A 12923-nucleotide genomic window follows, 5' to 3' on the forward strand; every position below is an offset into this window, starting at 1 on the left:
TTATTCTTTTGTTTCGTGATATTCTTTGTCTGTATTTACATTCCAAATATTGCTTTTGTCTTTAATATTATTCACAATATTTTTTACAGTTTCAAAAGATGTAACCATTGAATGATCCATATTGTTATATCTGTGCTGACCGTTTCGACCCACGCAATACAGATTGTCAAAAGTATTAAGGTAATCAATAATTTCATTCATATTTGCATAGCCATCAAAGTATGCCGGATATGCTTTCTTGATTTTTTCTCTATGAGCATCAAGCACATCCGCTGTCTTAATCACGTCCATTTTGACCAGCTCATTAATTGCAAAATCAATACATTCCTTATCACTCATATTCCAGAATTCATCGCCTTCCCTGCAAAAATATTCCAGTCCTATCCAAACATATTTGTCCGGCTCCTGAACCATGTAAGGCGACCAGTTGTTAAACACCTGAATTCTTCCCAACTTAACTCCTGTATCCTGAACATAAATCCAGCAATCAGGCACAATATTATTTAAAGTTTTTAAATTAGTTTCATTTTTCAAATTTAATTTGTCTAAAAGTAAGCCAACTGTGACGAAATCCCTGAAAGGTAAATCTTTTGCTGACTCTTCAACTACCTGGGGTATTTCACTGCCCTTTATGCCTGCCACCAAGTCATTAACCGGCATTGAAGAAATAAAAATATCCCCTTCATATTCCACTGTCTGTCCATTTTCTGTGCAACAAACACTTTTTACTATATTATTTTCCGGATTATGCACTTCTCTGTTTTCCTGATTATGTACTCCGCTACTTTCCTGATTATGCGCTCCTTTGTTATCAGTTTTACCGCCATCTTCCGTATTAATTGTTGTAACCTTGCTGTTAAAAACAATGGTACCGCCCATTTCTTCTATTTCTTTGGCAACCATTTCCCACAACTGGCCCGGCCCATATTTAGGATATATGTATTCTTCAATTAATGAAGTTTCTACTTTTTTGCTTTTTCCACTTGGCATAATCTTACTGAATACATCTTTTAAAACAGCAGATATTGAAAGTCCCTTTACTCTTTGCGCTCCCCAATCTGCCGAGATTTCCCTAGGGTGTCGGCCCCAAAGTTTCTCTGTATAACCTTCAAAAAACATAGAATACAAAACTCGTCCAAATCTGTTTATATAGAAATTTTCCAAATTATCTTCAGGCAGTTTTTTGAAAACTGAATGTAAATAACTAAAGCCCGCCTTCATAGTTGTTGTAAAGCCCATATTCTTAATTGTCGCCCATTTAAGAGAGACAGGATAATCAAAGAAATGCTTTGCGTAATAGATTCTCGAAACTCTATTTCTTATAAGCATTACCCTATCTTCTTTTTCAGGATCAGGTCCGTTTGTAGCGTAGCTTTTTTCTCTTCCTAAAACCTTATCGTCGTATGATGACTTCCCCTGTATTGGCATTATATTGTTCCACCAATTATTTACTCTGTCATCTTTGGAGAAAAATCTATGGCCACCAATGTCCATTCTGTTTCCTTTATATTTTACAGTCTGTGAAATCCCCCCAATTCTGTCCGTTTCCTCCAGAATAGTAACTTCATATCCTTTTTGTTTTAATAGTTCGTATCCTGCTGTAAGTCCTGCCGGGCCTGCCCCAATAATAATTACTTTTTTCATTTTACTCTCCAATCTGTTCTTCACTTTGTCATTGTTTGCACACAACTCTATAATTTTATCATATTTCATATTTATTTCCTAGTAAAAGAAAAAGTCGAACCTCAACAAGAGATTCGACTTTCTTAAACTGCGGGTGACAGGACTTGAACCTGCACGGTCTCCCACTAGAACCTAAATCTAGCGCGTCTGCCAATTCCGCCACACCCGCGGATATTAACTTGCGCACATTAGTACATGAACCTTAATTGCTTCACAGTAGCTTATGCGTTGGTATTTGCATACCCTGTTAAAATCAAAAGGTGCAAGTAAAACTTGCACCCTAGTGAGCCACTGGGGAATCGAACCCCAGACAACTTGATTAAAAGTCAAGTGCTCTACCATCTGAGCTAGTGGCCCGTATTAATTATTTTTCTTAATGAGTCTAACCCATCTAACTGGGCTAGCTGGATTCGAACCAGCGAGTGCAGGAGTCAAAGTCCTGTGCCTTACCGCTTGGCGATAGCCCATTGTGTAAGGTGGCTAGAGGGATTCGAACCCTCGGCCTCCAGAGCCACAATCTGGCGCGCTAACCAACTGCGCTATAGCCACCATGCCATGCTCTGGTTTAATCCAGAAGTGTGCCCAAAGGGATTCGAACCCCCGACCCACGGCTTAGAAGGCCGTTGCTCTATCCAGCTGAGCTATGGACACATACCCCATATAACTATTGCTATATAGAAGCGGGTGATGGGAATCGAACCCACATATCCAGCTTGGAAGGCTGGTGTTCTACCACTGAACTACACCCGCAAAACATCGGGGTGACAGGATTCGAACCTGCGACCTCCTGATCCCAAATCAGGCGCTCTAGCCAAGCTGAGCCACACCCCGTTCTGTGTTTTTGTGTTGCCTTGTGTTTCACAACGCAAGAGTAATTATAGGGTAAGTGCCAAATAAAGTCAAGCGTTTTTTTAATTTTTTTTAAAAAAATTTTTTAACCTGATTTTTACGGCTAAACATACTGGATTCTAACGTCCAATTTTCCACTGTCATCTACCGTCAAAATTCCATAAGTTGGCTTGTGATTTAATTGTCTTGGTTGGCTCACACTGCCTGGATTTACTACGATTATGCCACCATAGACAGAATTTTCCGGATAATGAGTGTGACCATACATTGCAATTTTGCAGCCCTCTTCTTCTGCTGCGTAACATAATTTTTCCACGCCAAAATTTACACCAAAACAATGCCCATGAGTTATAAAAATTTTATTTTTTTCAACTTCTACAACATCAAAAAGTGGATTTTCTGACATTAAATCACAATTTCCTCTTACACATTTTATTTCACATTTGCAAATTTCTTTTAGCAAATCATCCTGTCCAATTAAATCCCCAAGATGAATTACCATATCATAATTTTTCTCTTTTTCAACAATTTTTCTAACATTATCTAAATTTCCATGTGAGTCGCTAATAATTATTACCTTTTTCATAATCTTAAAGTTTTCCTTTCAAAATTTCTTTCATTTGTTCTAATGCTTTTCCCCTGTGACTAATACTGTTTTTTAATTCAGGAGTCATTTCGCCTGTTGTCATCTCAAATTCAGGCACATAAACAATTGGATCATATCCGAATCCGTTTGTTCCTTTTTGCTCGTATGTAATCAAGCCTTCAATTATGCCCTTACAGGTAGAAATTTCGCCATTTGGGAAAGCTACAGCCATGGCACACACAAATCTTGCACTACGCTCTTTTCCCTTTGCATCTTTTAATTTTTCGATAATATAGTTATTTTTTATATCGTAGCTGGTGTCTTCCCCTAAAAATCTTGCAGAATAAATTCCCGGTGCCCCATCTAAATAATCTACTTCTAACCCTGAGTCATCGGCAATTGCGATTTCTCCTGTTATTTCCATTATCGTTTTCGCCTTAATAATGGCATTTTCCTCAAAAGTTGTCCCGTCTTCCACAATGTCAACATCCACTCCTGCTTCTTTCATTGTGCAAAGTTCTACATCCAGTCCATCCATCATCATTCTTACTTCACGAACTTTATTTTCGTTTGTAGTTGCAAAAATTATCTTTTTCATGCTTTCTTCCTTTCTCGTATTATACGTATTGCCACCGTCTTTAAATCAGTGACATTTGTCAGAAACAAAGGGAACTAGGTTCATTTTGTTTCTTTCTATGTAACAATTATGTATATTAAAGCTTTTAACACGTAATATTTCGTCCAAAATCGCTCATATCACGTGTTTTTTTACTTTATTCTAACAGTTTTGTACATAATGTGTTCCAGCCTGTTTTGCGGTTTATATTTGGGGAATATCCCCGGTTAATTTGCCCCATAGGCTTTTAAACATATATTACAACCCTGATTTTCGGCAGACTGCCAATTAACACCACTGGAGCTAAAATAGCCCTCCCCATCTGTTAGGTCTACCTTCCCTTCCATTGATTTTGTTTGCATTTCCACCGGTATCAGCTTGAATACATTATCATTGTTATTGTTGGTTACTTTTATAATAATGGCAAATTTCTGATTTTTCTTCACAGCATATTCTTTGTCCAGCTCAATTGTGTAAAAGCCTTTATTTGTTAATTTTCCACTTGCTGCAACATGACTGCGCTCATTTAATGATGCATTATTTTTGTAGTCTGTACATACAAATACTTCATATTGCAAATTAGTATCTGTGCCGTAAAAACCAACCGACTTAATTTTATCGTCAACCTTTGCCTTAAAAACATTTGAAAAATACACTGTGGGCTCATTTTGAAAGCCCATAGTTCCCGTCCAGCCACACAAATCGCTTTGATATATACTCTTGTAATTATCAGTGTCTTCTACTTTTGTGTAACAAACGTTATTTTTTCCAATAAGGTCATCATAATAAGAAACGTAAAAAGTTCCCTTATAGCCGAAATCTTCTCCCCAACTGTTCATACAAATAAAAGCCCCGTCACCTTTTATTGACTTATCATTAAACAATTCTTTTGAATAATTATCATCCCAGCCAATTATTACAACATCGTGATTTGGCTTGTTATTTCCTTTATAACAATAAGCATGCTCTGTCTCATTGTAATAAACTGACGACATGTCAGCATTACTCATTGACATGTACATTGAAGTTTCAACACCGCCGTATTTGTAAACCATTTCTTTTATCTGTTCGTAATTCTTTTCGGGAATAATTTGAGCCTCCTGAACATGCTTTACAACTTTGGCATTCTTGTTGTAAGTTTCATTTCCATATTTGTCATCTTTTTCTAAAACAGGGCCTTTCCATGCCATTAAATATGACATTGCCATCATATAGTCACCCCCGTCTTGAATGTCATTTCCTAAGTCATTATTGTATACCAAATTATTCTCTGAAAAATCCATTTTTTCTTCAGGCATAAGTGATGTTTCAAGAGCCGTCAAAGTAGCAAAAGCCCAACAGGTTCCATAATTTCCCTGGTCCTTAACTTCCACCGCTCTCTTTTTGTCAATGTAACTATATCTTGTAGGTAGCTTTGAATCCTTCACTGCCCTGTCATTCATAAACGCCTTATTTAGCTGGCTGTCCCATGTATATTTATAATTAAAATAATCCTTAAAAATATTTGCAGGTATGTAAACTGTTCCATTTTTTCTTACGACTTTATCCTGTAATTTGTACTGGTTGTCGTTAAAAATTATTGTGTCTTTTCCAATGTACATAACCGCAATGTTTCTGCCTTTTTCAACTATTACCCTTTTGTTATTATAAATATTTTGGGAACAGTCAAAAACATCCATTATTATATTAATTGGAATCATCAGATTCATGTTGTCACTCATATAAAGCGTATAATCTTTCGATTCTATTTTTTTATTATCAACCTGTAAATTAATTACTTTTTTGTTGGAACTTTTTGCCATTACGGCATTCCAATTTTTTATTTTAGCTTTTTCATAATCTGCTGAATTTCTTTCAACAGTACCGCTTGTAATTATAAAATTAGCAATTCCGATAATACAAACCAGCCCAATTCCCCAAATAATTAATTTAATTATTTTCTTTCTTTTCATTCACTTTTCCTTTTTTAGGTGGTTTTGGTCCCATAAACTGGTAGAAATATGTTTTCAACATTCCATTATATATCTTACGGTTTTTAGTTGCTTTTATTCCCATATCCTTTTCTGCGTCCTCGTAAGATGTAATAATAAACGCAGACCAACTGTCCAAACTCTTGTATCTTTCCCCTATGGTTCTGTAAAGTGGTTTTAAAGCAGACTTCTCCTCAAGTCTTTCGCCGTAAGGAGGGTTTGTAATTATAAATCCATATTTCTTGCTGTGACTTAATTTTTCCACAGGTCTTGTCTGAAAATGAATTAAATGGTCCACACCTGCATTTTCTGCATTTTTACGTGAATATTCCACCATTTCCTTATCAATATCGTACCCCTGAATGTCTACCTGTATATCATCGTCAATTAAATCATTTGCATCATTAATTGCCTGATACCAGTCTTTTTTGTCTATAATATTTGTCCATTCTTCTGCTGTAAATTCCCTATTCATTCCAGGGGCAATGTTGGCTGCAATCATGGCTGCCTCAATTGGAAATGTTCCACATCCACAAAAAGGATCAACTAAAATTCTATCCTTGTGCCATGGAGTAAGCATAATAAGAGCTGCTGCTAATGTCTCTGAAATAGGTGCCTTAGCTGTATATTTTCTATAACCTCGCTTGTGCAACGACTCACCTGTACTGTCAAGGGCAATAATTGCCTCATCCTTGTAAAAGAATACTCTAATTGGGTACTCGCTTCCATCTTCGTCAAACCAATTGACTTTATAGTCTATTTTCAGACTTTCAACAATTGCCTTCTTCACAATTCTCTGTATGTCTGAAGGGCTAAAAAGTTTGCTCTTTACAGTACTTGCTTTCTTAACCCAGAACTTTCCGTCTGCTGGAATAAAATCTGACCAATTAAGTTTTTTTACTTCCTCAAACAGTTGATCATAACTTGTTGCCTTAACTCTTCCAATTTGAATTAAAACACGTTCTGCCGTCCGCAAAAAAACGTTTGATCTGCAAACTGCAAGGCTGTCACCTTTGTATGTGATTCTGCCATCTTCAACCTTGATTATTTCATATCCTAAATCTAAAATTTCTCTTTTTAATACTGATTCAACACCAAAATGACATGGTGCTACTAATGTTAAATTATCCATTTATCTTCCTATCTTCGTTGTATTTTTTTAATTGCCCATTAACTTTTTTTTGCTACTTCTTCAATAATAATAACAATAGTTTGCGATGTCAACTTTAACAGCCGAAGTGACATTCTCTTACAGCCACAATAACATTCCGCAACAATGCAGGAACATTATTCCCATAAACCACAATAGTATCATTCCTTAATCCTGCCTATATTTAGTAACCCAAGTTCTACTTTTACTCCTTGTAACCGCCCACAACAGCCAGTACCTTATATCCGCAATCTGATAATTCACTTGCCAGTTTGAAACTTAGACTACCTCTTCTGCAATATAGAATCCATGTGTAATCTTTCTTATTGTACTGTGCTATTTTTTCAACTGTTGGATTCGGAACGTTAATGGCATTGTCAACGTGTGAGTAATAGAATTCCTGGGGACTTCTCAAATCTGCGACAATATATTTTTCTTCCATCGCTCTGGTTCGTGCTTCTTCTAATGATATATAATTGAATTTTCCCATGTTCATATCCACTAATAATTTATATAACTATTATATTTCAAAATTCAACAAAGTTGCCTGACCATTTGGCATTTGGCATTTTACATTTACTGTTGTATTTTATTTCCCAATACGTAAAAAGAAAACCTACAACCTGTTAAAGATTGTAGGCTTTCTTTTGTTATCTACAGTTCTTGCAATCACTTGCATCATCTGATGCTTCATCATTGTAACTATCTGTTGATGCCTTGTTGTCATAATCATTCTTTGATGATTCTGATGAATAAGAATTCTTGCTTGAATTTTTAGCTGAGTTCTTACTTGAAGCTTTGTTTGTATCAGCTTCATTTACAGAATCATTACAATCATACGCATTCTTTGAACTTGAATATTTCTTTGCCATAATAACCTCCTAAAAAAATGTTTAATACATTTTGCATTAGATATTATGGTTGCATATTTCTTTTTTATTCATGCTATAATTGCAAAACTGTTTTCCCCCATTATTTTTTCCTTTTTTCCTTTTAGTTAGCACTTTCGGTTTTTCATACTTTTCTTTTTGTTGTTTTCTTCATTTTTATTTTTCATACTTTTTTGTTTTTAAGTTTTTCATATTTTTATCATTTCTTTTTGTTCTGCATTTCCAATGTCAGCAATCTTAATTTTCCCGGAAGCCTCCACCAAAGATTTCGCCTCTTGAACTTTGACTATAATATGTGTGGTCCATTAATGTTCTCCAATTAAAGTTTATCGTTTTTCTCTACTGTTTTTATCTGTCTTATTATTTTTCTAAATTATCTGTATTCAATTACAGTTTACTTATTACTTATTTCTAATTGCCTCGATTGGTTTCTTTGATGCAATCCTGTAAACCGGTATGAAACTTGCAACTGCTGCAACACCTATACTAATAATGAATAATAGTGCAATCTGTCTTATACCAAAATTCAAAACAGTAATTAAAATTCCTACCCTGCTTCTAAATAAGCCATTTAAAATTGCTGTTCCAACTCCCGTTGCTGTGCATGCTAATACAAAATTAACCATTGCAATAACAAAACTTTCTGCAAAGAAAATTCTGAATACATCATTACTTCTTGCACCAATAGCTCTTAAAATACCAATTTCCTGCTTCTTGTATGAAATACTTGTTGCAATAAAATTAGAAAGCATAATCATTGCAAACAACGCAAATCCAAGTCCCACATAGAAAAATACCTTTGACATTACTTTTAAAATTTCATCAACTGTATCTAATTCGTATGTTACCGAATTCTGCATCTGGTATTTAACACCATCTCTAATTGTGTAGCAATATTTTACAATATCTTCTATATCAGAAGTTTTTTTAGGCATTGCTGTTACTGCAAAATCATAATCACCTTTTCCTTTTGTCCACTCTTCGCTGTAACCAAATATATTCTCAGGAACAATGTAAACGCCCTGGTATTTATCTTCGCCCTTGCCATAATCTAAAACACCAACAACCTTACATTTTTCCAGATCCTTAGTATTCTCATCATCTCCTGTATAAACAGTAAAAGTATGTGTTTTCAAGTATTCTAATTTTTCTTTAAGAGTTGTCTCATGGTTTTCATCAAAAGTAAAGCTCTTAATATCAACAATTATTTCGTTGTTTGCAAGCTTATCTTTCTTTCCGTCAAGCCATGTAACGTCATTTAAATCTATGTCGTCAATTGTTCCAATATACTCACCATCTACTGAAGCCTTATCATCAAATACATTTAAGTATGAGTTCATCATCTGAACAAAATTAGGAACATCGTTTTTGATTTCAGCAAACTTTTCGCTACTTACAACTGCCACAGATGAAAGACTGTACTGTTGAATTTTTCCAAGTTCATTTCCTAGCGCATACAATGCTAAATTTTCTGCAGATGAATTTCCTTTTAAATCCCCTGACAAATCTTTGTATCTATTTAAATCAACCTGTGTATCAAAAATTCCGACAACTTTATATTTTGATTTTCCGATAGCAATTTCTTTTCCAACTAAATCATTGTAATCATTAATCTTTATTGTCTTATTTCCATTTACATAACCAGCTTTTTTGAAAGTTTCAAAAACATATTCACTTAACGCAATGTCGTTGTTCTTTCCTTCCGGTAGTTTTCCCGCAATCATTTTGTAGTTGTACTCTTTTAATTTCTTGTTATCAAGAGTAGTAAAACCTGACACTGAATTTGCATATGCACAATATGAATCATTTTCAGTTAATTTTACATTTGTGTCGATGTTACCTAAAGTCAATTCTTCATTTGGTGTTATAACCCCTGTGAAATTCAAACCTGTCTCTTCGTTGATTTTTTTCAAATCACCTTTTGATAAATAGTTTCCGTATTCGTTCCAATAGCTGTATGTGCCATCGCCTACTTTAATTGATTTGGAAACAGTAGCGTATTTTATTTTTGAATCAACAATTGATTTTGTACATGTTTTTATATGGTTGTAATTTCCAAAAGTATCAGCTAAAGCAAACAATGTAAACGCCACAAATGACAGTAAAATTGTAATTGTCAATCTAATCTTTTTGTGTTTTAAACTACTTGCACCAATTTTAAATGCATTTTTCAAAGGTAGTTTAGATTTGATTAACTTAAATTCTCTGTCCTGATATTTAATTTTACTTTCGTCTGTTTTTACAAACTCTCCTGTGCTACCGCCCTGATTTTCGTTAGCAACCTTAATGTTTAAATTGCTATTAACTCTATCAATATATTCGTTAATTTTTATCCTGTCATCTTCAGTTAAATGATAGCCTTTTTTTACAACAACTGTTGTGTCGTTAAACTGTAAATTATCTTCATTTATTTTACGTTGCTTTGCTACAATCTTCACTGACTTTTCCATATCTTCAATGATATTTCCATCTGCCAATTCGATAATTCTATCACCATAAGTTTCAGCAAATTCTCTGTCATGTGATACAACAATTACCAGTTTCTCTTCTGACAATTTCTTTAATGTATCCAAAACCTGTTTTCCTGTTTTAGAATCCAAAGCTCCTGTAGGCTCATCTGCCATAATAATCTGTGGATTCTTTACCAAGGCTCTTGCTATAGCCACTCTCTGTTTCTGTCCACCTGACAATTCGTTTGGCTTTCTATCTCCGTACCCCTCTAAATCAACCTTTGTTAAAATTGAATTGATTTCTTCATCAGATGCTTTTCGTCCCTGAAGTTCAATTGCCAATGCAATGTTTGCTCCAACGGTAAATTCTTCTAAAACGTTGTATTCCTGAAAAATAAATCCAACGTATGTATTTCTGTAAGAATCGAAATGACTTTGGTTAAAGTCTTTAGATGAAACACCTTTAATAATTATTTCGCCTTCATCGTACTTATCCAAGCCACCTAATAAATTTAAAAGTGTAGATTTTCCACTTCCTGATTTTCCTAAAAGAAATACAAGTCCTTTCTCCGGGAACTTAATAGATACCCCGTTTAAAGCATTGACAGAAACACCTTTTTTTGTTTTGTATACTTTCTTTAAATTTTTTGTTTCTAGCATTATAATTCCCCTTTATTTTTTTCTTTTCCTCTATTGTATTACCTGTGTATTAATTGTACTATTCTGATTAATACAAATAGTTTATAACACATTTTATCCCCTCCGTCAACAAAGTTTTTGTTTTTTATTTTATAACTTAAGTATTTATTACATTAAAAAGAATGTCGCTTGCGACATTCCAAACACCAAGTACGTGCCCTCCCACAACTATTTTCTTCTCGCACCAGTGTACCTCCCTTGTGGAACGTTTTTGTTTAATAAGAAATTCCTTTAGAATTTCTTATTAAACAAAAAAAAAGAGACTCAAATTATGAGTCTCTCTTATGTACGTGAAAGGATTCGAACCCTCGGCCTTCTGGTCCGTAGCCAGACGCTCTATCCAACTGAGCTACACGTACGCACAAGTCACATTTTAGCGACATTGCTTATTTTACATCATATCCTTTTCTCTGTCAACCAGAAATCAATAAAAATACGAAAAATTCAAAATAGGTAAATATATGAAAATTCGAGAAATCCTAACTCAACCTTCATAAACTAAAACTTAATAAATATACGGACTTTTATCAACTATAATTTAATCTTACATGAAAAATAATATTAAAAGAATACGAATACTATTTTATTATATTCCAATTCAAATCTACTCTTGAATTAATTCCCCTTACAGTTCCTCTGTCAGAATACTGCCACATTTGAACATTTGGAATACCACCATCATAAAAATTCTTTGTATTATGTGTCCATCTTGCAAGCCATACTCCATAGTCAGATATCTTTTTGTAATACACTGAATATTTCAAAAAGTCCATGTAAGAATACACACTGGTATCATAGCCTCTATTTTCCAAATAATCGCAATATGTTTTGATTATATTTGTATTGGATTTCTTGTACTTTCGTTTATTTCTATATCCATTTTCAAAGTCAAAAGCGATTGGATAATCAATGTCGCCATAACTTTTTAGCATTTTATATGTAAACTTAGCTTCATTTTTTGCTTCCTTGTTATTGTCAGCATAACTATAAAGGTATAAACCTATCTTGATTCCATTTTTCTTTGCATTCTTATAATTGTAATCTAGCTGCTTATCAACAATGCCACCTTTTTTTGTTCCATAACCAAGTCTAATCATAGCAAAAGTAATTCCAGCTTTTTTAACTTTTTTCCAGTTAATTCTTCCATTATGATATGAAACATCTATACCTTTTAAATTACCGGCATAAGATGATTTTGTATAAGCACTTTTATAAATAGTATCGTTTATGTTTTCTACTACAGCAATTCTATACTGATACTTTTTTGACTTTGAAGCATCATAATCCTTATAGGAGCCGTTACCATCTGCTAATTCCGTTATGTACTTCCACTTACCGCCACTCTTTTTTCTATATAAAACATAACTTGACGCACTATCATTTAAATCCCATGTTACAAACTTGTAGTCTTTAAAATCCACAACGCTTACGTCCTTAACCCCTAGAGGTTTTGCAACTATTTCTGCTGAAACATACGAGTAATTTCCATAAGATTTTTTATTATGCTTTTTATACTTTAATGGTCTGATTTTATATGTATATTTTTCTCCTGTCTCTATATCATCATCTATGTATTCTAAAGAAGAAGTATAATCGACGTTTTTAAATGTTCCATTATTTACGCTTCTATAAACAATATATCTGTCATATTTCTTTTTAGACTTCCACTGAAGTTTTGTTCCCTTTGTTGTTGTAGAAAGCTTAGTAATTGTAACATTTGTCTTTAATTGTTTTCCATAAGCTTTTGTTGAAGTGCCAAACACTAAACATGTCATAGTTAGCACTCCGGCTGCCGTTGCAATTCTTCTTAATAGTTTATTTTTCATTTTTCTCTCCTAATTTATTAAAATAATTTACGTGTATTGGCGACAACTCGCATCCATAGTAGATTTTGTGTAACAATAAATTTTAGAGAATTTCCTATTACACAAAAAAGAGATATCACATGGGTGATATCTCTTATGCCGGTGACCGGAATCGAACCGGTACTGTGTTGCCACAACAGGATTTTAAGTCCTGCGCGTCTGCCA

At 34.1% G+C, this 12923-nt stretch carries 10 protein-coding genes and 8 tRNA genes; all 18 read right to left on the bottom strand.

The window, feature by feature from the left end:
• A complete protein-coding gene (locus tag ACZM4J_RS03875; RefSeq protein ID WP_428244543.1) occupies window positions 1-1713 on the bottom strand; it encodes an NAD(P)/FAD-dependent oxidoreductase in 1713 nt (570 codons plus the stop codon).
• A gap of 59 nt (window positions 1714-1772) precedes the next feature.
• A tRNA-Leu gene (locus ACZM4J_RS03880) sits at window positions 1773-1852 on the bottom strand.
• 115 nt (window positions 1853-1967) lie between these two features.
• A tRNA-Lys gene (locus tag ACZM4J_RS03885) sits at window positions 1968-2040 on the bottom strand.
• A gap of 38 nt (window positions 2041-2078) precedes the next feature.
• Window positions 2079-2150 (bottom strand) — tRNA-Gln (locus ACZM4J_RS03890).
• Window positions 2151-2158: 8 nt separating this feature from the next.
• Window positions 2159-2232 (bottom strand) — tRNA-His (locus ACZM4J_RS03895).
• Between the two features lie 28 nt (window positions 2233-2260).
• A tRNA-Arg gene (locus tag ACZM4J_RS03900) sits at window positions 2261-2334 on the bottom strand.
• A gap of 28 nt (window positions 2335-2362) precedes the next feature.
• Window positions 2363-2433 (bottom strand) — tRNA-Gly (locus tag ACZM4J_RS03905).
• 6 nt (window positions 2434-2439) lie between these two features.
• Window positions 2440-2514 (bottom strand) — tRNA-Pro (locus ACZM4J_RS03910).
• 121 nt (window positions 2515-2635) lie between these two features.
• Window positions 2636-3118: a metallophosphoesterase family protein gene (locus ACZM4J_RS03915; protein ID WP_022164851.1), complete on the bottom strand. Its 483-nt coding sequence runs from the start codon at window positions 3116-3118 to the stop codon at window positions 2636-2638.
• Between the two features lie 4 nt (window positions 3119-3122).
• Window positions 3123-3716 (bottom strand): XTP/dITP diphosphatase, encoded by a 594-nt coding sequence (locus tag ACZM4J_RS03920; protein WP_022164852.1) that lies wholly within the window; start codon window positions 3714-3716, stop codon window positions 3123-3125.
• Window positions 3717-3961: 245 nt separating this feature from the next.
• On the bottom strand, window positions 3962-5686 hold the full coding sequence (locus ACZM4J_RS03925) for a lectin like domain-containing protein (RefSeq protein ID WP_022164853.1): 1725 nt from the start codon (window positions 5684-5686) through the stop codon (window positions 3962-3964).
• A complete protein-coding gene (locus tag ACZM4J_RS03930) occupies window positions 5664-6836 on the bottom strand; it encodes a THUMP domain-containing class I SAM-dependent RNA methyltransferase (RefSeq protein WP_022164854.1) in 1173 nt (390 codons plus the stop codon). The genes ACZM4J_RS03925 and ACZM4J_RS03930 overlap by 23 nt, the downstream gene beginning before the upstream one ends.
• Before the next feature lie 223 nt (window positions 6837-7059).
• A complete protein-coding gene (locus ACZM4J_RS03935) occupies window positions 7060-7344 on the bottom strand; it encodes a rhodanese-like domain-containing protein (RefSeq protein ID WP_022164855.1) in 285 nt (94 codons plus the stop codon).
• 160 nt (window positions 7345-7504) lie between these two features.
• Window positions 7505-7726 (bottom strand): hypothetical protein, encoded by a 222-nt coding sequence (locus tag ACZM4J_RS03940; protein WP_022164856.1) that lies wholly within the window; start codon window positions 7724-7726, stop codon window positions 7505-7507.
• A gap of 419 nt (window positions 7727-8145) precedes the next feature.
• Window positions 8146-10854 carry an ABC transporter ATP-binding protein/permease gene (locus ACZM4J_RS03945; protein ID WP_428244542.1) on the bottom strand — a complete coding sequence of 903 codons (2709 nt, stop codon included), beginning with the start codon at window positions 10852-10854 and terminating at the stop codon, window positions 8146-8148.
• Between the two features lie 324 nt (window positions 10855-11178).
• Window positions 11179-11252: transfer RNA gene (locus ACZM4J_RS03950), tRNA-Arg, on the bottom strand.
• 219 nt (window positions 11253-11471) lie between these two features.
• Entirely contained in the window at window positions 11472-12719 is a 1248-nt protein-coding gene (locus ACZM4J_RS03955; protein ID WP_022164857.1) for a glycoside hydrolase family 25 protein, read from the bottom strand.
• A gap of 17 nt (window positions 12720-12736) precedes the next feature.
• On the bottom strand, window positions 12737-12923 hold a 187-nt coding region (locus tag ACZM4J_RS03960), incomplete at its 5' end, for a hypothetical protein (protein ID WP_489485651.1).

The sequence above is a fragment of the Eubacterium sp. genome, assembly GCF_057858645.1.

Bases quoted from the DNA above. Each gene is read 5' to 3' on its own strand.
- ACZM4J_RS03875 (WP_428244543.1), bottom strand. From the start codon at position 1,713: ATGAAATATGATAAAATTATAGAGTTGTGTGCAAACAATGACAAAGTG.
- ACZM4J_RS03915 (WP_022164851.1), bottom strand. From the start codon at position 3,118: ATGAAAAAGGTAATAATTATTAGCGACTCACATGGAAATTTAGATAAT.
- ACZM4J_RS03920 (WP_022164852.1), bottom strand. From the start codon at position 3,716: ATGAAAAAGATAATTTTTGCAACTACAAACGAAAATAAAGTTCGTGAA.
- ACZM4J_RS03925 (WP_022164853.1), bottom strand. From the start codon at position 5,686: ATGAAAAGAAAGAAAATAATTAAATTAATTATTTGGGGAATTGGGCTG.
- ACZM4J_RS03930 (WP_022164854.1), bottom strand. From the start codon at position 6,836: ATGGATAATTTAACATTAGTAGCACCATGTCATTTTGGTGTTGAATCA.
- ACZM4J_RS03935 (WP_022164855.1), bottom strand. From the start codon at position 7,344: ATGGGAAAATTCAATTATATATCATTAGAAGAAGCACGAACCAGAGCG.
- ACZM4J_RS03940 (WP_022164856.1), bottom strand. From the start codon at position 7,726: ATGGCAAAGAAATATTCAAGTTCAAAGAATGCGTATGATTGTAATGAT.
- ACZM4J_RS03945 (WP_428244542.1), bottom strand. From the start codon at position 10,854: ATGCTAGAAACAAAAAATTTAAAGAAAGTATACAAAACAAAAAAAGGT.
- ACZM4J_RS03955 (WP_022164857.1), bottom strand. From the start codon at position 12,719: ATGAAAAATAAACTATTAAGAAGAATTGCAACGGCAGCCGGAGTGCTA.